The sequence below is a fragment of the Pseudomonas sp. GM21 genome (assembly GCF_000282215.1).
Lineage (GTDB): Bacteria > Pseudomonadota > Gammaproteobacteria > Pseudomonadales > Pseudomonadaceae > Aquipseudomonas.
On record NZ_AKJS01000049.1, the window covers coordinates 1 to 20939 of the forward strand.

At 57.0% G+C, this 20939-nt stretch carries 16 protein-coding genes and 1 pseudogene; 9 read left to right on the forward strand and 8 right to left on the reverse strand.

The genetic code is table 11. The annotated features are described in order from the left end of the window. Nucleotides 1-151 precede the first annotated feature (151 nt). From PMI22_RS30400 to PMI22_RS21135, 5 genes and pseudogenes are all read right to left on the reverse strand, one after another. Nucleotides 152-304: pseudogene (locus PMI22_RS30400) on the reverse strand (methyl-accepting chemotaxis protein); the annotation flags it as partial. A gap of 224 nt (nt 305-528) precedes the next feature. Further along, complete coding sequence (locus PMI22_RS21150) at nt 529-2115, reverse strand: GMC family oxidoreductase (RefSeq protein ID WP_007944261.1); 1587 nt, start codon at nt 2113-2115, stop codon at nt 529-531. A 68-nt stretch (nt 2116-2183) separates the two neighbouring features. Further along, complete coding sequence (locus tag PMI22_RS21145) at nt 2184-3068, reverse strand: sugar phosphate isomerase/epimerase family protein (protein WP_007944262.1); 885 nt, start codon at nt 3066-3068, stop codon at nt 2184-2186. Between the two features lie 104 nt (nt 3069-3172). Continuing rightward, nucleotides 3173-4210 (reverse strand): glycoside hydrolase family 3 N-terminal domain-containing protein, encoded by a 1038-nt coding sequence (locus tag PMI22_RS21140; RefSeq protein WP_007944263.1) that lies wholly within the window; start codon nt 4208-4210, stop codon nt 3173-3175. 147 nt (nt 4211-4357) lie between these two features. Next, nucleotides 4358-5527 (reverse strand): Gfo/Idh/MocA family protein, encoded by a 1170-nt coding sequence (locus tag PMI22_RS21135; RefSeq protein WP_007944265.1) that lies wholly within the window; start codon nt 5525-5527, stop codon nt 4358-4360. A 542-nt stretch (nt 5528-6069) separates the two neighbouring features. Here PMI22_RS21135 and PMI22_RS21130 point away from each other — a divergent pair. After that, nucleotides 6070-6936: a transcriptional regulator gene (locus PMI22_RS21130; RefSeq protein WP_007944267.1), complete on the forward strand. Its 867-nt coding sequence runs from the start codon at nt 6070-6072 to the stop codon at nt 6934-6936. Between the two features lie 25 nt (nt 6937-6961). Here PMI22_RS21130 and PMI22_RS21125 read toward each other — a convergent pair whose 3' ends face one another. After that, nucleotides 6962-7189 carry a twin-arginine translocase TatA/TatE family subunit gene (locus PMI22_RS21125; protein WP_007944269.1) on the reverse strand — a complete coding sequence of 76 codons (228 nt, stop codon included), beginning with the start codon at nt 7187-7189 and terminating at the stop codon, nt 6962-6964. A gap of 27 nt (nt 7190-7216) precedes the next feature. After that, entirely contained in the window at nt 7217-8392 is a 1176-nt protein-coding gene (locus tag PMI22_RS21120) for a thiamine pyrophosphate-dependent enzyme (RefSeq protein WP_007944270.1), read from the reverse strand. A gap of 598 nt (nt 8393-8990) precedes the next feature. Here PMI22_RS21120 and PMI22_RS21115 point away from each other — a divergent pair. The 5 genes from PMI22_RS21115 to PMI22_RS21095 all read left to right on the forward strand — a co-directional run bounded on the left by PMI22_RS21115 (nt 8991) and on the right by PMI22_RS21095 (nt 14923). Next, the gene (locus PMI22_RS21115) at nt 8991-10154 is read left to right on the forward strand and encodes an ABC transporter substrate-binding protein (protein ID WP_007944271.1); all 1164 of its coding nucleotides are present in this window, start codon (nt 8991-8993) and stop codon (nt 10152-10154) included. Nucleotides 10155-10366: 212 nt separating this feature from the next. Continuing rightward, on the forward strand, nt 10367-11302 hold the full coding sequence (locus tag PMI22_RS21110) for an ABC transporter permease (RefSeq protein WP_007944272.1): 936 nt from the start codon (nt 10367-10369) through the stop codon (nt 11300-11302). A 31-nt stretch (nt 11303-11333) separates the two neighbouring features. Continuing rightward, nucleotides 11334-12125 (forward strand): ABC transporter permease, encoded by a 792-nt coding sequence (locus PMI22_RS21105; protein ID WP_007944274.1) that lies wholly within the window; start codon nt 11334-11336, stop codon nt 12123-12125. A 5-nt stretch (nt 12126-12130) separates the two neighbouring features. Next, the gene (locus PMI22_RS21100) at nt 12131-13207 is read left to right on the forward strand and encodes an ABC transporter ATP-binding protein (RefSeq protein WP_007944275.1); all 1077 of its coding nucleotides are present in this window, start codon (nt 12131-12133) and stop codon (nt 13205-13207) included. 129 nt (nt 13208-13336) lie between these two features. Then, on the forward strand, nt 13337-14923 hold the full coding sequence (locus tag PMI22_RS21095; protein WP_007944276.1) for a GMC family oxidoreductase: 1587 nt from the start codon (nt 13337-13339) through the stop codon (nt 14921-14923). Nucleotides 14924-15110: 187 nt separating this feature from the next. Here the strand turns inward: PMI22_RS21095 and hisD are convergent, their stop codons facing one another. Next, nucleotides 15111-16394, reverse strand: a complete 1284-nt coding sequence (hisD, locus tag PMI22_RS21090; protein ID WP_007944277.1) for a histidinol dehydrogenase — start codon at nt 16392-16394, stop codon at nt 15111-15113. Between the two features lie 395 nt (nt 16395-16789). Here hisD and PMI22_RS21085 point away from each other — a divergent pair, with 395 nt between their 5' ends. The 3 genes from PMI22_RS21085 to PMI22_RS21075 are packed head-to-tail and all read left to right on the forward strand — an operon-like array spanning nt 16790 to nt 20927. Next, the gene (locus tag PMI22_RS21085; RefSeq protein WP_007944278.1) at nt 16790-17515 is read left to right on the forward strand and encodes a ThuA domain-containing protein; all 726 of its coding nucleotides are present in this window, start codon (nt 16790-16792) and stop codon (nt 17513-17515) included. After that, on the forward strand, nt 17512-19299 hold the full coding sequence (locus tag PMI22_RS21080) for a thiamine pyrophosphate-binding protein (RefSeq protein WP_007944279.1): 1788 nt from the start codon (nt 17512-17514) through the stop codon (nt 19297-19299). Before PMI22_RS21085 ends, PMI22_RS21080 begins: the two co-directional genes overlap by 4 nt. Nucleotides 19300-19316: 17 nt before the next feature. Continuing rightward, a complete protein-coding gene (locus PMI22_RS21075) occupies nt 19317-20927 on the forward strand; it encodes a GMC oxidoreductase (protein WP_007944280.1) in 1611 nt (536 codons plus the stop codon). Nucleotides 20928-20939: the final 12 nt, after the last annotated feature.

Genomic DNA, 20939 nt, shown 5'->3' on the forward strand with positions numbered 1-20939 from the left:
GCCTGATCAACTACTTCCGCGGGCGTCACCGCGGTTGATCGGATGCAACTCTGCCCCGTCGCAAAGCGCTGCCTGGTTAAGTACCCATCGTGCAAAACAATGTAATAACAACGTTGCCAGGGCACTGCAAAGCAGTGCCCGCCTGCTAGTGCCTCTTGAGCATCTCCTGGATCTCATGAGTGGCATCGCGGGTACGCCGGGTCAGGTTTTTCACTTCGTCGGCGACCACTGAGAAGCCGCGGCCCACTTCGCCGGCCCGGGTTGCTTCGATAGCCGCATTGGGGACCAGCAGATTTGTTTGCTCGCGGCTGACTGAAGAGCGACTTCAGCTCAGCTGTCGTCGTCTTGCCCTTAGTATCGCCCATAAGTTAAACGTGTGTTACGCCAGAGAAATGCCCGGACGGAGCTTTCATTCGGGCTACGTCTGCATCTACGCCTGAACCAAAAAAAACGTGACAGTAAACGGTTTGGCACCCGTTACTGCCACGCTTTGATCGAACGCTATTGAACGTGGGCCTGACTGCCGGCCTATTGGCCACCTCTGATCATGTCAGCAGCCTTTTCCCCAATCATGATGCACACCGAGTTAGGGTTGCCTGAAATCAGCGTGGGCATGATCGAGGCATCAGCGACGCGCAGCCGCTCCATGCCATGGACCTTGAGATTCGGAGTTACCACCGAGTGCTCATCCCCCCCCATGCGGCAAGTACCTGACGGATGCAGTGCCGCGTGGGCTTCTTCGTGACAGAACTTTTTCATGGCCTCGCGAGACCTGACCGCCGCGTCCGGCACATGACGCCTGGCAAGATAGGGTTTGAATGCGGCCTGGGACATGATCTCTTCACCCACCAGACAGCCATTCACCAGACTTTCAATGTCATAAGGATCGGAGAAGTAATTAGGCACGATTCGCGGAGGCGACATTGGGTCTGCTGAATACAGCTCGACATAGCCCCTGGACCTGGGGCGGATCTGACCCAGATTCAAGGTGCAGCCATTACCCCCCGGAACCGAGTCGACACCCTCTTCAATACCGGCACCAACCACCATGAAATACTGTATATCGGGATTGGTGGTGGCCTTGTCGCCCCACCAGAAAGCCCCGCCTTCGATCAGGTTGGACGCAGCCGGGCCTTGCCTGAACAGCGCGTACTGCAAGCCCGCCATCATTTTCCAGCGCAGCTTCTTGTATTTGTCGTAACTGTGCGGCCCGGTCAGTTCATAAACCAGCGACACTTCGATATGGTCCTGCAGGTTCTGCCCCACACCTGGCAAATCCTTGATCACTTTGATGCCATGCTTTTGCAGTTGCGCGGCTGGGCCAATCCCCGACAACATCAACAAACGGGGTGAATTGATCGCACCGGCCGACAGCACAATCTCCTTTTCAGCATGCATGACCTGACGCACGCCGTTCTCGATATATTCAACGCCTATGGCTTTGTTTCCCTGCGTCAGAATACGAATCACTCGACAGCCAGTCTTCACCGTCAGGTTCTTGCGTGACTTGGCGGGCGCCAAGTAGGCCACCGCCGCGCTGCTTCGGAAACCGTTTTTGGCGGTGATTTGATACAGCCCGCAGCCTTCAGGTTTTCCCGAGTTGAAGTCTTCGTTGAACGGCAAGCCATACTGCTGACAAGCACGTAACCAGACTTTGGTCAGTGGGTGGATATTGATTGGATCGGAAACACCCAACGGTCCACCGACGCCGTGAACGCTGTTACAGAAGCGCTCGTTATCCTCGGCTTTTTTGAAGTACGGCAGCACGTCCTTGTAGGACCAGCCCGTAGCGCCCTGCTCTGCCCAACCGTCGTAGTCGGCGGGTACGCCACGGATGTAAATCATTGCATTGACCGAACTCCCGCCACCCAGCACGCTAGCCTGTACCATGGTCGGCGTTTCAGTCCGGTGTTGATCTTCGGTGGGCTCCCAAGCATAGCGTTTGAGCAGTGGGCCTTGCGCCGTTTTGTAATAGGCGCCGGGAATATGGATATAGGGATTGCGATCGCGAGGCCCCTCTTCAAATAGAACCACGGACGCAGATACATCTTCGCTGAGTCTCGATGCCACCGTGCAGCCTGTCGAGCCGCCTCCGATTACGATGAAATCCACCATGACGACTAATGCCTTTTATGAGGTACACATTGCAGGAACGGGGGTTCTACATCCGGGTGAGTGGCGTTTTAATGCCCTACGAGGCGGGTTAAAAGCGCCTTCAAATCTTTCGCAACCTCATAACTGTTTTGTTGCTGCTGTTTTTTACAGAACAGCTCACAACTCCACCATCCGTCGTAACCGGTGGCCTTAACCGCAGCCGTCCACTCGCCAAGGTTCAATATCCCGTCCCCGGTCGGTACGTCACGCAGGATTTCTTCATTTGGAATACCGCCTGCAAACGGCAGCGAATCACAAACGTGCACGCCGTAGATAACGTCTTTGTTCATCCGTGCTATTTCTTCTGGCTTAACGCCGGACGTGAAGCAGTGCCAGTAATCGATCACCATCTTCACGTTATCGCGTCCGCAGCGATCAATCAGCTGCAGTTGGTGCTCCAGACTATTCAAGGGCGTCCATGACAACGCTTCCAGGTACAGCACCACATCGTATTGCTTTGCCAGGTCTGCAAGTGTCGAGAGATTCCGGGCGGTCAATGCGTATTGTTCAGACTCGTCCAATCCAAGCAAACCGCTGTAATGAACACTCGTGCCGTGCTGTTGGTAATCAATCACCGCCTGTACGTTGATGGGCCCGGTAAGCACTTGAACTCCTTTGGCGCCGACCAGATTGGCCAGTTGAAACAGCCGTTGCGCTTCCTTGAGCAAATCATCACGCTCAGCACCCTGACGTTCGATATCCCGCAGGTAGCCGATGCCGGTGACAGGGATGTCCTTGAGCAACGCTTTGAGTTCCGCCTCCGAATAACCGGCCCGCAGATAGTCTTCCAGTTTGCCGCTGTAGATCTCCAGCGCATCGAAACCGACCGTCCTGGCAATGTCGATATCCATCGCCAGTGTCGAATGTTTGGCGACCGTGGAATGCAAGGCCAGGATGTTTTTTTGAAAGGTCATATTTATCTCCTACCATTGATTCCCAGTGTAGTGAGATGACGTGCTGGCAGTTATTTCGCACTCGCAGGAAATGCGGCGCAACCTGACGCAATGGGTGCGTCAGATCATGACTCATGGTTTGAGTTGTACAGATCGTTATTACTCGCTGCCAGTTGGCGAACCTTGAACGCTGCGCCTAACAGAATCTGACGATCAAGAATGCCTTCGTGAACCGCCGACACAATGGATTCAGCGATGGCATCCAGACCCGACTCGCTGGATACGAGAAGCAGATGCGCACCGGCCGACAGCGAAGCGACAGCGGTGTCTGTGATGGTGTTGCCCCTGAGAATCGATACTGCATCCAGGTCATCCGAAATGATCAACCCCTTGAATTCGAGGGTGTCACGCAAAACCCCAATGACTTGGGGTGAGGTAGAGGCTGAATGATCAGGGTCGATTACCGGAAAAACGGCAGGCCCGGGCATCACCGCTTGCACGCCGGTAGCGATGACTTCCTTAAACACTTGAAGGTTGTCATCAAGCAATTCCAGCGGCCCGGGCACAAAAGCTTCAGTGATTGCCGGATCCGCTTCCGTGACGTAGTGGCCGGGAAAGTGTTTAGCGGTGGCGATGACGTGGGCGCGCTGTACCCCTCGAATAAAGGCGCAGGATACGCGGCTGACTTCAACGGCGTCCGCACCCAGGTGTCGTTTGTGCAGCCATGGGTTGGTACCGGTGACTACATCGACGATCGGCGCCAGGAACAAATTGACGCCCAGGCCGCGCGCCACGCGGGCCATCTCGAAGCAGCGTTGCTCGATTTCCTTTGATCCAAGGCCCTGGAGCTCCTCTCTGGATGCGACGGCCGGAACCAATTGGTGGAGGCGTTCGATACCACCGAGCTCCTGATCAACCGCAATCAGCACGGGTGCATCGGCCAACGAAGCGGCCTCCCGAGCGATCTTGATAAAAGCGGCTCGGGATTCGGTGGCCTTGCGCTGCGGGCTCATGTTTCTACCGACGTATTCATCACGGGTTTCGCCCAGCAAAATCGACACGCCGCCACGGCTCAGATAACGCCGGACTGTGTCGTCCAGAATCAAATCGGCGAAGGCGGGAAGCAGCACCGAATACGCAGCTCTATGCAGTTCACTAGACATCGTTTTTCCTCCATATCCTGTTGTGAGCAAAACGCTCAGCTTTAATCGACGCGTGAGGCAGTGCCACGCATGAGATAGATGGCGCAACGCCTTGGCCTCATCCAGGCCAAGGCTTCAAATATCGAGCTGGCGCTTTGAACGAACGGTTTACCGTTCTGGAAAAGACACCCAGGCACGTCGCTGACTGGACTCGACACACGCCTGGGACAGCACCACGCCGCGCACGCCTTCGTGTATATCCGGAAGCGGCACACAGGTCGCCGTGCGCCAGCCGCCTCCGGCATCCAGGGCGTCGGCAAAATCGGCATACAGAACGGCAAGCGCCTCCAGATAACCTTCAGTATTTCCCGGCGGCAGGCTGGTAAAGGTCAACGTCTGCGCTGCGTTGTCGCTCTGGCCGCGCCGATAGATGCGGTCGGCGCCGTCAATGGGACTGAACAACAGCGTTTCCGGCGACTCCTGGCACCATTCAATTGAAGCCTTGCTGCCGACGATCTTGAAACGCAGTCCGTTACGATGGCCCGGCGCCGCGAAACTGGCCCACAACAATCCATCGACGCCACCCTCGAACTCCAGTTGCACCACGCAGGTATCGTCCAGCCCCCAGCCAGGTACTACCGTGCTCAACTTGGCATTCAGATGGGTGCAACGGCTCCCGGACAGAAACTCAAGCATGTTGAAAGCGTGGGTGCCGACATCGCCCAACACGCCGGTGGGGCCTGCTTTTTCAGGGTCGCCACGCCACGCGAGGCTCTTGCTCAAGCCCTTTACACCGGGAGCCAGCCATTCCAGGAGGTATTCGACATACATGAAGCGTATGTCACCCAATTCCCCGGCCTGGATACGGCTGCGGGCATCCCTGACCATCGGATAGCCCTGATAGGTATACGTCATCGCGAAAAATGTATTGTGCCGGTCGGCAATGTCGGCCAGCTCGTAGGCTTGCTGCGAACTGTTGACCAAGGGTTTGTCGCAGATAACAGGGATCCCGGCCTGCAGAAAAAGCCGGCACGGCTCAAAATGCAGGTGATTGGGCGTCACGATGATGACCGCCTCAATCGGATCTGGTCGCCGCGCCTCGGCAGCAGCCATATCCTCGAATGACAGATAAATCCGCTCTGGGTCGAGGTTGAACGCCGCGCCGGCTTCACGGCATTTTTCCGCGTCCGAGGAGAAGGCGCCGGCGACAATGTCGAAGCGATCGCACAGGCGCATGGCAGCACGATGATAACTCGCAAAGTAAGCCCCCTGCCCGCCCCCCACCATGCCGACCTTGAACCGCCGTTGCCCGGGAATGTCGCTGGTTAACCTTGCCATAGCTCAAAGACTCCAATAGATGACACTCACTTGCGCATCGCCATGCATCAGCCGTAGCGAATGCACTAGGGCGAGTATCGATGGCGTTCCTCTTATTCTCCATTTCGCACCCGCGCCAAACCTGACGCGGACCGAAGCGATCCGCATATAAAATCGCTGGAATGCGACAAAATAGTCTGGCGCAAGCAATCAACATGGGTGTTACCAGGAAAACTGAAAATGTTACTGATGTGTGGGTACGGGTAACTACGGTGATTGCAGACCGGCTGTCTCACTGTGCAAAAGCGATGATAACGCTCTGTCGAAAAGCTCAGTAAAACCGCTTACAATCTGACGCATCAGCCTGTTGGTAAATACTCGAAACCGAATTGAACAAAACGGCATGAAACATGCTTGATTACATTGGGTAGAACTCAAGTACTTGAGATTGCAAAGGTTATATGCGAGTTATTTGATAACTGCTCTATAACTTGTATAACCACCGCATCGTCCGAACTGTCCAGATCGAGATAACAATGCCCAGTCGAGGAGACCAGCCCCTAATGTCTTTAACTGCCGCCACCTCGCACCCCGAGCGACAGCAGGTTCGCAGTGACTTGCAGGCAAACGTGCAAAAGAATCTCAGTACGCTTGTCGAGTCATGCCGATCGGTTGCAGACATGTGTCGCAAAGTCGACGTCAATCGCCAGCAGTTCAATAAATATCTGGTGGGCCAGCACGTTCCTTCACAAAAAATTCTTCAAAAAATCGGCCGTTACTTCATGATGGAAGCCGAAGACCTGTTTCGGCCGCCTGCCGAGTTCAAGAAGTTTTATGAAGGATATGAAAACGAGTTGCCGACGGACTTGCGTTCCTCGGCGCAATTCAATCATTTTCTGCCTTTGGCAAAACAATCGGCCAACTTGCTTGAAGACTATCTGGGCGTTTATTACCGCTACCACAATTCCTCGATCTACAAGGGCCGCATCCTGCGCTCGGTCACTTGCCTGTATCGTGCCGACTCAATGGTCCAGTATGTCACGGTAGAACGCTTTCCATTGCTCGATGGCAGCGGCAAGATTGGCTATTCGTTCACCTATCACGGTTTTTGCCTGCTCTTGGGTGACCGCCTGTTCATGGTGGACTTTGAAGGCAAGCAACGTAACGAGATGACATTTTCGATATTGACCCCACAGCATCGCCGACCAATCCGCTTCCTCTATGGATTGCTCTCCGGCGTGGCATCGTCTTCCTTCCGCCAGCCCTTCTCGACCCGCATGGCACTCGGCTTGGTGGACAAAGGCAAGATCCGGAAACATCACCTGCGCAACGCGACCGCCGTGTTGCCCAGCGATCAATCCCTGCCGCTGGAAGTGCGCGAATACATGACCGGCGACAACGCCACCATCGTCTGGGGCGGTCAGGACTGAGGCGGTTGAACCGCCTCGTCGATGCTCAAGACTTGTGCGGCTGCCCGTCGATGATCGGCGGCACCGCAACGGTCGGGTTGGCCTGCTGAACGGTTGAGTCCCCGTTGTCTTTGTTATCGTCATTCATGGCCTGGCGAAAACCCTTGATGGATTCGCCGACGTCGGCGCCCAGGTGCTTCAGCTTTTTGGTGCCGAAGACCAGTACGACCACCACAAGAATGACGATCCAGTGTTTCCAGTCCAAAATACCCATAGCGCGATGCCTCTTCTGACGGTTTGATTAGTTCACACGCGAGCCACGTGCAGTGATGACTTCCACCAACGACGGCCCTTTGCTGTTCAATGCCTTGATAAACGTGGGATTGAGTTGCGAAGCATGTTCGACCCGCCAAGCCTCAAGACCAATATTTCTGGCAATTCCCGCGAAGTCAGGTGAATAGGGTTTGCCGTCCGGGAGATTGAACTCCCCGGCGCGGTGCTGCTCGATCAGAGGGGTTTGCACATCACTCAGGGATACATACCCGCTGTTGTTGAACACCACGAACACCACGGGGATGCTGTGCATTACGCACACCGCCATTTCCTGCATCGACTGCAAGAAATCCCCGTCCCCCACAGCGCATACAACCTGACGCGCCGGCATGGCGAGTTTCACACCGATTGCTGCCGGCACTGCCCAACCCGACATGGGGGGGCTGGCGGTGCAGAGACTCCTGGACTCATAGACGGGAAACATCTCTTTGACCAAGGCCTGCAGACTTCCTGCACCCGCCACCAAAATCGCATCCTTCTCCAGAACCGACCGCAATTCTGCCAAGGGTCTCTGAGCCTTCAAGGGCAAGACATCACCCGAGCCTTCTTCGCTCGAGTGCGACGCGCTGTCTTCACGCAAGGCGACGACGTTGATCTGTGGATCAACCCGTTGCACTTCGCTGGTTGCCCGCAGCGTGGAGGGCGACAGCCTGACTTCAATCGAGGCGCTTTGAACCGCGGCCGGAATGTCCAGACTGACCGGGCCGACGCGACCACTGAACATCGTGTCGAAGGACTGACGCAGGGCTTGCGGCAACTGATCAATCGACGCCACGCGCACATGCTCTTTCGTGATCCAGGCGGGCACTGCCGGCCGGCAATCGTTGCCTTCGCTGTACTCGCCACTGATCACCAGCATGGCCGACTCGCCCGCCAGTGCGCAGGCAATACCGCCAAGGGCTTTCGAATGCCCCAGCGCTCCTGGAAGTATGACCGCCATGGAGCGACCGCACGCCCGGAAATACCCATCGGCAAGATGGACGGCGCTCTGCTCCTGAATGACTTGAATAAACGGGATATCGGTGCCGGCCGAGAGCAATGTGTCCACCAGGGCCCACGTGCCTTCACCCGGCATGCCGGCCACAAAATCGACCCCGTTCGCTTTCAGCGCTTTCGCAACAATCTGGCCACCAGTGAGTTTCACAGGACACTCCAATCAATCAGCCGCAGATTTAAGGGCTGATGCAATTCTGCTCGTCTCAGACCTCCACGTGAGTATTGCCCCGGTGCAGGAAGGGCTCAATTTCGCACCCGTTGCAAAAGAGACGCACGTTGACGCAGTTCATCCCCGCCCACTGCCAACCTGTCGGGAGCTATCGTCAAGGAAAGTGTGCTGCGCCGATTAGGTCACTTTGATGCGTCAGAGTGCGTCGCTTTTAAAGGTGCTGCGAAATTGAGTGCTCTGTCCGTCAGGCCAATACTCGGTCCATGAAAACAACAAGCCGAGCCTATCAAGCGCTGGGCGCGCCGCTTCAAGTCCTTGCCTGGACACCCGAAGTAAGCGTCGTGCAACCCAGCCGAGGAAGAGTCAATCGGACCAGTGGAGAACAACTGCGCCATGCCATTTCCAACAGGCATCTGAGCGCCGCCACCCTCCCCAGCTGGATGGAGACAATGCTGGCCATAACACTGCCGATGTACATGACTGCATACATAAGGATGAGCCCTGCAACACTCGACGAACCGGAGCCGTTGCACGTAGCTGATCGTTTGCTAACCACCACCCAAGGCAGGAACTCGAAATGAAAAAAGAAACAGAAGCGGGTTATGGACTCACCGGCATTGACCTGGATTCGATCAGTTTGAAAAGACGTACCTTTTTGCTGGGAGCAGCCGCCTCTGCCGCGGGGTTGTACATCGGCTCTTTCATGCCCAGCGCATTTGCCGCCGCCGCAGGCGGACATCTGGAGATTCTTGGCTGGGAAGGTGAAACCGGTGACGCGGAACTGGCCGAATGGCGCAAACAGCGCGGCATCACCGTGCGCTCGAGTTACGCCAGCAACCAGGACGACATTACGGCACGCCTGGCCGGCTCCGATCCCGTGCAGCTTGACCTGACCATGTACGCTTTGGGCTACGAGACCATCTATCAGGAAATGGGCCTGCTCAAGGCAATCGATACCTCGAAGATCCCCAACTACTCGGCAGAAAACATCGTTCCCCTGTTCTATAAAGGCAGCCGCTGGTACTGGGATGGCAAGCAGTGGGGCATCCCGCTTCTGTGGGGCATGAACACCATCGTCTACAACCCGAAGAACGTCAAAAAACCCGCTGAGTACAAGGATCTGCTGGACCCGAAACTGAAGGGCAAACTGACGTTCGTCGATGACGGCACGTCGAACTGGTCACTCATCGCAATCATTGCCGGCTATGGCGACAAGTTCCCCAACCTGACCCGTGCCGAGTTCGACGATGCCTTCGAGAAACTCAAACCTTACCGTGACCAATGCCGGGTCTTCGCAGCCTCCTCGGGAGACGCTGTTTCCCTGCTGGTGTCGGGGGAAGTTGACGCCGTGTTCTCCGCAACGGCCAACACGCCTTACGAGACCCGGAAGCGCGGCATAGAAACAGCCCTGTCGGTTCCCAAAGAAGGGGCGGCCCTCTGGTGCGACGCCTTGTTCATTCCGAAAACGGCCAAGGATGTACCACTGGCGCTGGAGTTCATCAACAAGACGCTTGAGGCCGAAACACAGGCCAAGATGGCAACCACCATGTTCGCCGGTGTGGTAAACGCCAAAGCTGTACCGCTGCTCCCCGAGGATCTGAGAACCACCTACGACTACGCCAACCTGGACAGCTTTTTCGAGAAATCGAAACTCTACGGCCAGCCCCCCCTGAGCTCCGATAAGTATGTGACCTATGCTGAATGGATCGATCAGTGGGCGAACTTCAAAGGCTCGTTCTAGAACCGTCGTCCATCCGTTTTACGCAAAGGACTGCTTAAGGGAACTGTACCTGAGGGGGCGTGTTTACGAGCACGCGCTCCTCTGCTCGATGGAGGCGATGGAATGGCCTGTCGATGCCGTTCGTACGGTTCGGAAAGAGCAGACGCCATGCCGCGCATGCGCTCGCCAAAGCGCCCTCGTCATCGAAACAAAAAAGCAAAGGCAAACTCATCATGAACGTAGTCAATAACAGCGAACCCATCGTCCTTGATGGCCGGGATTCGCAGACTGGTAAACGCGCGAAAATCGACAAGAAAACCCTGAGTGGGTATTGGCTGGCGTCGCCGCCACTGCTGTTCCTGGTGGTGTTCTTTCTCATCCCGTCGGTGCTGCTTTTGGTCGCCAGTTTCTGGACCGCCAAAACCTTCAGCATGGAACCTGCCGCTACGCTGGCTAACTATGCGAAGGCGCTGAGTGCCAGCGGGTTCTACGACTCGCTGTGGATCGCACTGCAGAACGGTTTCTGGACCGCTGTGTTATCCACGATCATCAGTGCCCCGGTTGCCTATTACATTGTTTATCGAACCCGCTCCAACAATGTTCTGTACCTGGCATTGATTTCGTGGTTCTCGAGTTATCTGGTGCGGGTCTACGCCTGGCGCTCGATCCTGGGCACCAACGGCGTGATCAACTCCACGCTGATACACCTCGGAATGATCGACCAACCACTTGACTGGCTTGTGTTCAGCAAGTTTTCGGTGGTGCTGACCCTGGTCCACATCATGCTGCCTTTCACCCTTCTGTTGCTGGTGTCGGGTTTGCGCGATATCAAGAGGGACTACCTGGAAGCCGCGGCGGATCTGGGCGCTAGCGGCTCCACGATTTTGTGGCGGGTAATCATGCCTATGGCGCACAAGAGCATCGTCAGTTCTTTCATGTTCACGTTCGTTCTCGCCGCCAGTGACTACGTTACGCCCCAACTGCTGGGCGGTAGAGACGCGATGACCACGGGCCTGGTGATCGCCAACCAGTTCCGCTCGGTCGGCAACTGGCCGCTTGGCGCGGCGATGGCTTACCTGCTGCTGATTGTCTTCATGCTCGTTTATGCGCTGCTGCTGGGTGTGTTGCGGGCGGCCAACCTGGCGCCCGGCAAACGCTACCACGACTGAATGCCGCCAATAAAAATGCAAGGTGACCGCCATGATCAGACTATTCACTTACGTTTACATGCTTTTCCTCTATGCGCCCATCGCAATCATTGCACTGTTCAGCTTTCACTCGTCTGCCTCGTTGTCGTTCCCGTTTGAAGGCTTTTCCACCCAATGGTATGAAGCGCTGTTCAGCAGCCTGGATTTCATGACGGCACTGACCAACAGCGCGATTGTCGCCGCAGGCTCGGCCATTCTCACCACGTTGCTGGGTACGTTCTCGGCATTGGCACTGATGCGCATGAAAGGTCGCGCCAAAACCGTGTTTGCCTTCATGAACTTCGCCCCGATCGCCCTGCCCGGCTTGTTCCTCGGCATCGCACTGGTGATTTTCTTCTCGCTGATCGGCCTGCCCCGCTCGCTGCTGACAGTGATCATCGGCCATACGCTGTTCACCTTTCCGTTTTTCGTCGAGTCCGTGCGTTCACGCCTGGAGTACTTCGATCTTTCGTTCGAAGAGGCGGCGCGTGATCTGGGCGCTTCACCGCTCAAGGCGTTCTGGCTGGTCACACTGCCGATCATCGGTCCAACGATTGCCGGTGCCGCGATACTGGCGGTAGCGCTTTCCATGGATGAATTCCTGATCACCGTGTTCGTCACCGGCAGCGACACCACGTTGCCCCTCATGATCCTTTCGATGATGCGCCGCGCCGTGAGTCCAACCATCAATGCCGCCTCGGTATTCATGTTGGTGGTGACCATAGCCATCATCGTCATCGCCGGCCTGGTCATGACCCTGCGCCGTCGCCGCCTCGAACTTGAACGTGCTGAAATTGCAGAGTAATCGCCATGACCAACAGTATTGAACTGACCGGAATATCCAAGAGCTACGGCAACCTGACTGCCCTGGGCAAAGTCGACCTGACCGTCAAGCGCAACGAAATCCTGACCCTGCTGGGCCCAAGCGGCTGCGGAAAAACCACCCTGATGCGCATCATTGCCGGCTTCGAAGAGCCTACTACCGGCAAAGTCGTGATCGATGGCAAGGACTCCACTTCCCTGGCACCCGAACACCGTCCGGTGAACATGGTGTTCCAGAAATACGCGCTGTTTCCTCACCTGGATGTGTTCGACAACGTGGCTTTCGGGTTGCGGCTGAAGAAGAAACCGAAAGACGAGATCAAGCGTGAAGTAACCAAGGCGCTGGAACTGGTCCAGCTGGAAAGCTTCAAGAATCGCTGGATCTCCGAGCTCAGCGGTGGACAGGCGCAACGCGTCGCGCTGGCTCGGGCGCTGGTCAATCGCCCCGCTGTTCTGCTGCTCGATGAACCGCTGGCGGCGCTGGACCTGAAAATTCGCCACCACATGCTCAACGAGATCAAACGGATCCACGAAGAGAGTTCGACCACCTTCGTTTATGTCACCCATGACCAGGACGAAGCAATGATCCTGTCGGACCGTGTGGTGTTGCTGAACAAGGGCGGCATCGAACAAATCGGCGGGCCGCAGGAAATGTACTGGTCGCCACGGACGTTGTTCGCCGCGAAATTTTTCGGTGACACCAACATCATTAACGGCACTTACGGGCAGGGCGATACCAGCGGTTACGTGGATCTGCCGTTCGGACGTTACGCACATTCCGCCAAGAGCAGTCTGGGGGCCGGGCCGGTCAACGTATCGATTCGTCCGGAAACCATCGGCCTTGAGCCTGCGCTAGGTAAACCGCTGGCTGACGGCGCATTTGTCGGCAAGGTGAAGGACACCTCATTCATCGGCAACCGGGTCATTTATCGGGTGGCGGTTGCCGGCGGCACCCTTGACCTCAAATGCCAACAGTTGCCTACCCCGGGCAGCCACGCGCTGCCGCCAGGATCGGATGTCGCGCTCACCTGTAAACCAGACAGTTTCGTGGTGCTACCGGCCTGATAGGTCATCGATTGAACAAATCGGCTCTACAGGCTTCGGCACGGAGCTCGTCTGCAACTTGAACGCTGGATCATCAGCTCCTCTACAAGAGCATGATCCGGCGTTTTTTTTACCAATAGGTACACAACAGTGGTCGACTATATCGTGGTCGGGGGCGGGTCAGCCGGGTGCGTCATTGCGGCACGTCTGAGCGAGAATGCACAGGCTTCGGTGGTTCTCCTCGAAGAAGGGCCAAAGGACACGCACCCGTTCATTCATCTCCCGGTCGGTTTCTACAAGACCAGCCAAGGCAGCCTGGTCGAACACTATCCCTGGCAACCGCCCGCTGACTATATCGGGCCCACGAATCCGACCATGGTCCAGGCGCGGGTACTCGGCGGCGGCAGTTCGGTCAACGCCATGGTCTACCTGCGCGGACAACAGGCCGATTACGACTGCTGGGCGGCAAGTGGCGCTCTGGGATGGGCTTACAAGGATGTGTTGCCCTTCTTCAAGAAATGCGAAACCAATGACCGGTTCAGCAACGATGCGCACGGCACTGAAGGACCGGTCGGCGTCAGCGATCAGCGCTATACCCATCCTCTGACCAAGTTCTGGTTGCAAGCCTGCCAACAAGCCGGGCTGGACTACAACGCAGACTTCAATTCAGGTGTGCAGGACGGTTGCGGCCTTTATCAAATCAACGCCAGGAACGGGCTGAGATCGAGCACATCGGTGGCCTACCTGAAGCCTGCGCGCAAACGCGCCAACCTGACGGTTAAAACCAATTGCCGGGTCTTGCAAATCCTGGTCGAAAATGGCCGCGCGGTGGGCGTGGAATACCTTGAGAACAATAAGCGACGGGTTATCAGGGCCGAGCGCGAGGTCATTGTCAGTGCAGGGGCGATCAACTCGCCGAAATTGCTGATGCTGTCCGGCATCGGTCCGGCCGACCACTTGCGCGAGAAAGGCGTTGGGGTGATACATGATCTGCCTGGCGTGGGACAAAACCTGCAGGATCACATTGAAGTATCCCTGATCAATGAACTGCGTCGCCCATTGAGCTACGACAAGTACAAAAAACCGCACTGGAAATTCGCTGCTGGCTTGCAGTACGCGCTGTTTCGCGACGGACCGGTGACCTCCAACATAGTTGAAGGTGGCGCGTTCTGGCGTACGTCTGTGGCCGAGAATCGCGCGGATGCCCAGTACTGCTTCATGGCCGGTGCCGGTGTGGAAGCCGGGGTCGGCTCGGTTCCGGGTGGCAACGGCTGCACCTTGAACGTGTGCCAGACCCGCCCGCGCTCGACGGGTGCCGTGCAACTGCGCAGCGCCGACCCGATGGATTTGCCTTCCATCGAGCCTAATTACCTGACCGATCCTTTCGATGTGGAGTGCATGGTACAAGCGACCGAGTTCGGTCGGCACATCATGTCCCAGAGCGCGATGGCCAGGCACATCCTGCGCGAGCACGTTCCCGCCGAGCCATTGCGCACCCGCGATGATTATCGCAAGTTCGTGCGTCAACAGGCGCACGCCGCACTGCACCCGGTAGGCACCTGCAAAATGGGCGTGGATGTGATGGCAGTGGTGGATAACCAGTTGCGGGTGCACGGAATCGAGGGCCTGCGCGTCGCCGACAACTCCATCGCACCGACTTTGTGCTCCAGCAATACCAACGCGCTGGCGATCATGATCGGCGAGAAAGCGGCGGATCATATCCGACACACTCACTGACCTGGACAGGTGGGAGCGAGCTTGCTCGCTCCCACACCTGGAAAAAAAAAGCTCCCCGAACGGGGAGCCTGAAAGCACTTGGCAAGACGGTAAGAGTGACCAATGGCAGCGGGAAACGACCCTTTTCCCCGCTACCCGCTTGCCCAGTGCACCAAAAACTGGCTGTGCCGAAACCGACCCGCCGCCCTCAAGCGGACTTTTTGTACCGACGAATACGGATATCCGCCTGTTCCTTGTGCCCGGCGAAACCTTCCATACCGCATAGACGCGAGCAGTATTCACCAACCAGCACGGAGGCCTCATCCGTCAGGACTCGTTGATAGGTGCAGGTTTTGATGAACTTGCCAACCCACAGGCCGCCGGTGTAGCGCGCGGTCCCCGTCGTGGGCAAGGTGTGGTTGGTGCCGATGACCTTGTCGCCGTAGGAGACGTTGGTTCGCTGACCGAGGAACAGTGCCCCGTAGTTAGTCATGTGCTCAAGAAAATAGAGCGGATCGCGGGTCATGACCTGCACGTGCTCGGAAGCAATCCGGTCGCCTTCCTCGACCAGTTCGTCGACGGTGTCACACAGGATGATTTCGCCATAATCTCGCCACGCGACCGACGCAACGGGGGCGGTCGACAGTATGGCCAACTGTCGCTCGATTTCAGCCGGTAGAGTTTCGGCCAGCTCAGGGCTGTTGGTCAGGAAGACAGCTGGAGAGTTGACGCCATGCTCGGCCTGACCAAGCAAGTCAGCGGCGATTATTTCGACATCGCAGCTGTCATCGGCGATCACCAGGGTCTCGGTCGGGCCGGCGATCAAGTCGATACCGATCTTGCCGAACAGCTGACGCTTGGCTTCCGCAACATAGGCATTGCCCGGCCCGACGATCATGTCTACCGGTGTAAAGGCTTCGGTGCCCAGCGCAAACGCGGCAATCGCCTGTACCCCGCCGACGCAGTAAATCTCGTCCGCCCCAGCCAGGTACATGGCGGTCACGATAGCCGGGTGAGGCTTGCCATCAAAGGGCGGAGCCGCAGCGACCACGCGTTTGACACCCGCGACCTTGGCCGTCAGCACGCTCATGTGCGCCGATGCCAGCAATGGATACTTGCCGCCAGGAATGTAGCAACCCACCGAGTTCACCGGAATATTGCGGTGGCCCAGGATCACGCCCGGCAGGGTCTCGACTTCAACATCGTGCATGGAGGCTTTCTGCACTTCGGCAAATCGGCGCACTTGAGCCTGGGCGAATTTGATATCGCCGATTTCCTGTTCGGAAAGGCTGGCGACACAGGCCGCGATTTCTTCTTCGCTCAGGCGGAAGGACACAGGTTCCCATTTATCGAATTTCTTCGAGTATTCACGAACCGCGGCATCACCATTCCTGGCAACGTTGGCGATAATTTGCTCAACCGTATCGCGGACTTGGGAGGCAATTTCCGCTTGAGCTTCAACGGGCTTACTTTTTTTCAGATAACGAATCATCAATGTGCTCCAGGTGGTTCTTGAGGGCACGCGACATGTCCTCAGCATTGGTAACCATCTTTTCTCACCCCCCTGCCCCGGGCAATTTCGCAGCCTCCCTATTGATGACGCAATCTGACGCAGCACAGACGCAGTGTTGAAGCACTGACACTTCGGATTAAAGTTATTCGTATAACCTTTCCTTATTAAAATACTTGCAGATGGATAACTTGTGAATTATAGCGGCTTGGCCAGCTTGGATTTACCCACGAAAACCCGTCTATATCAGGGGGATTCATTCCGCCCCAACGAAAATAATTACATAGGCATTGACATAGTGGTTCGGAGTGATAGCTTAAATAAGCGGTTATACGTATAACCTAACAATCACACCCAACTTGAAGAGGTGACCAACCGTGAGTCGAGTCTTGTATCTATTCGGTGGCTGGCCCGGCCATTACCCCTATGAAATTGCTGCATGGGCTCGGACCGTTTTCCAGGAGCTGGATTTCGAGGTCGAAGAGTCGACCGACATCTTCACCCTGGACAGGGACTTGACCGGTTACGACCTGATCGTGATCGGCTGGAACAACGCCGTCACCACGGAGACGCTGACCGCCTCTCAGGAAAACCGCCTGCTCGAAGCGATCGAAAGCGGCACCGGGCTAGTGGGTTGGCACGGTGCAGGCGCTGCTTTCCGTGCGAGCCTCAAGTATCACTGGGTGTTGGGCGGATCATTTCTCGAGCATCCGATGGGCGAAGGATTTCCCCATCCCTACCAGGTCAACGTCATCGATCACAGCCATGAAGTCACTCAGGGTGTCGAAGATTTCGAGGTGCGGTCCGAGCAGTACTACATGCAGGTGGACCCGAACATTCATGTGCTCGCCGAAACCACCTTCGATGGCAACCCGTTTCCCTGGATCAAGGGCCATCGCAGCCCGGTTGCCTGGGTCCGTCAATGGGGCCAGGGCCGAGTGTTCTATCACTCTATCGGACATGACACCAGTAACCTCGCCGACCCGAATATCCGCCGCCTGACCAAGCAGGGCCTGAACTGGGCGACGCGCGGGCGCGCCACAAGTACCGGGCAATCCGACGTATCCACCCCCGCTTCATCAACCCAAGGAGTCCTGTCATGACTAAATTGACCGGCAGCCAGATCGTGGCTCAAACCCTGAAAAACTATGGTGTCGAATACGTTGCCGGTATCCCGGGCCACGGTATCTGGACACTCACCGATGCCTTCCTGGAAGAAGACTCGAAACTCAAATTCATTCAGGTCTTTCACGAACAGAGCGCGGTTCACCTCGCGGATGGCTATTACCGAGTCTGCGGCAAACCGATGGCAGCTGTTACCTCCATCGGCGCCGGTGCCGCCAATACCGTAATCGGCATGGCCACGGCCTTCACTGACTCCACCAGCCTGATGCTGATCACCGGTGGGCCACCCACCCACATGCGTGGCCACGGTTTGTTGCAAGAGCTGGAACGTTATACCGACAACGACTTCCCGAAAATCGCCGAAGCGGTCACCAAACGTCATTGGGTTGCAACGCGCGTCGAAGAACTGCCGTTCATGATGCATCGTGCGTGGAGCGCGATGGTTACCGGCCGTCCTGGTCCGGTTCATCTTGAAATCCCGATGGATGTTCAGGCCGAGGCGGCTGAAGTCACCCTACACGCCCTGGAAGAGCGCACCCCCATCGGCAAGTGCTACCCGGATCCGGTCGCCACAGCTCGTGCGGTCGAAGAGTTGAAGGCCTGCAAACGTCCGGTGCTGGTGATCGGCGGCGGTGTCATTACCGGCGAGGCCAGTGCCGAAGTACTCGCACTGGCCGAGGCCTGGAAGATTCCGGTGGTCACCACCTGGAACGGCAAAAGCGGCTTCCCGGAAGATCACCCGCTATTCGCCGGCAGCGTCGGGCAAACCGGCACGATGTGCGGTAACAAGGTAGCCTCCACCGCCGATGTGATCATCGCTGTGGGCTGTCGTTTCACCGATTGGTCTTCGTCCAGTTATGCCAAAGGCGTGACCTTTGCGATTCCGCCTTCGAAGCTGATTCACATCGACATCGATCCGCACGAAATCGGCAAGAACTACCCGGTCACCGTGGGCATTTGTGCCGATGCGAAATACGCGCTGGCGCATATCGTCGAAGGCTTGAAAGGCCAGACTGTCGATCGCGAAGAGTACATGAGCGACCTGCGCGGCTATCAGGACGAATGGGAAAGCAAGCTGGCCGGTCGCCGTGATTCCGACCGTTTCCCGTTCACCTCGCAACGTCCGCTGGGTGCGCTGCGCAAAGTATTCCCGCGCGACACCATCGTGGTGGTTGGGTCCGGCAATACCCAAGGTGCAGTGAAACAGACCTTCCCGGTTTATACCCCACGAACGCACCTGACGTCTGGCGGGTTCTCATCCATGGGTTGGGCTGTTCCTGCCGCGATCGGCGCCAAGTTGGCCGCACCGAACCAGCCAGTGGTGTGTATTCTGGGCGATGGCGACTTCCTGATGACTTCTCAGGAAATTGCAATTTGCGTGACCAACAACATCCCTGTTGTGTTCATGATCCAGAACAACGCCGGGTACATGTCGATTCGCGGTGGCCAGCGCAAGCAGACAAGTCGCCATATCGGCACCGAGTTCAACCATCCGGACGGCACGCCTTACAGCCCGGACTTCAAAGCTGTCGGCGAAGCCTTTGGCCTGAAATCTTTTCGCGTGGAGCGCCCTGAAGACCTCGAGCCGGTCCTGCAGCAAGCGCTGGAACTGAACGCACCCGTGCTGATCGAAATCCCCACCGATCGCGATGCCGCAGGCCCTTGGGTACCGGGCTGGTGGGACTTCCCGATTCCTGAGTACATCACTGACGAACGTCAGGACGAATACCGGGAACTGCGCAACTCCGAACAGCACCTATAAGTACTGGAGCGGCTCAAATGAGTGATGCATTGATTTCGCATCATGCAGAGCTGAATCCACAACCGGGGGCGCCGCGCGAACCGCGCGCCCTCGACGTGGTGACACCTGATGCAGATGGCAATATCAACTGTGATGTAGTGATTATCGGCTCGGGCATGGGTGGTTCGACTTTCGCCCATGCGCTGCGCGACAGCGGGCTGGACATTGTGATCGTCGAGCGGGGCGATTTCCTGCCCCGCGAGATTCAGAACTGGAGCGCCGAATCGGTGTTCGGCGAAGGCCGCTACCGAAATGCCGAACAGTGGCTGGATCAAGCCGATCAACCGTTTTCCCCCGGCGTGTTTTATTACGTCGGCGGTAACACCAAGTTATACGGCGCCATGCTCCCTAGGTTTCGCGAAGAGGATTTTGGCGAAATACAGCACGCCGAAGGCGTATCGCCTGCGTGGCCTATCAGTTATGCCGACCTGGAACCTTGGTACGCTGAAGCAGAAAAACTCTACCGGGTTCATGGCCTGGCGGGCACCGACCCCAGCGAGCCTTGGCGTTCGGGCCCGTTTCCGCAACCCGCGCTCAAACATGACCCGGCCCTGGTCCCGCTGGAGCAAAGCATGCGGCGCTCCGGGCTCAAGCCCTTCGTGATGCCGGCCGCCGTGGATTATGGCGACGGTGGCAGCTGCGTATTGTGCTCAACCTGCGATGGCTATCCCTGCCTCGTCGATGCCAAGGCTGACGCTGAAGTCTCGGCCCTCAGACCCGCTCTGCGCAGTGCAAGCGTACGGCTGCTGACTCGTACGACCATTGAGCAACTCAAAACCAGCCCGGACGGCCGGACGGTGACCGAGGCCAACGGCGTTATCAATGGCCGCAACGTAACGCTACGAGCCAAACGATTCGTCCTGGCGTGCGGCGCGGTGAACAGCGCTGCGCTGTTGTTCAAGTCAGCGAACGAGCAGCACCCCGAAGGACTTGGCAACAGTTCAGGGCAATTGGGTCGCAACTACATGGTTCACAACAGTACCTTCATGCTCGCAGTGGACCCGCGACGCAAGAACAAGGTGATTTTCCAGAAGACCCTGGCCATTAATGACTGGTACAGCGCCAGCCCGCACAATTCTTTCCCTTTGGGTAACGTACAGATGCTTGGCAAAATCCGCGAGCCCATGGTCAGTGCCATGCGCCCATGGCTTCCGACGTTCGCCTCGCGTTACATCACCGATCACAGTGTCGACTTGTACCTGACCTCGGAGGATTTACCCACGCCGCAGAACCGGGTCACTTACGATAAACAACGGGGCGCGATCAAAGTCCACTGGACGCCGAACAATCTCAAGGCGCACGAAGGTCTGGTGAGCAAGACCAGTAAAGTCATGCGCGAGGCTGGCTATCCGGTGATTCTCAAAGCACGCATGGGCATCGCCACCAACTCGCATCAGTGCGGTACCGCCGTGATGGGCAAGGACCCAGCTTCCAGCGTACTGGATGTGAACTGCAAGCTGCATGACCTGGATAATGTCTGGGTAGTCGACAGCTCTTTCTTCCCGTCCTCGGCAGCGGTCAATCCGGCACTCACCATCGCTGCCAACGCTCTTCGGGTCGCAGCGAATTTCAAGCGTCTGTCGAGTTGAGCGGCGAAAAAC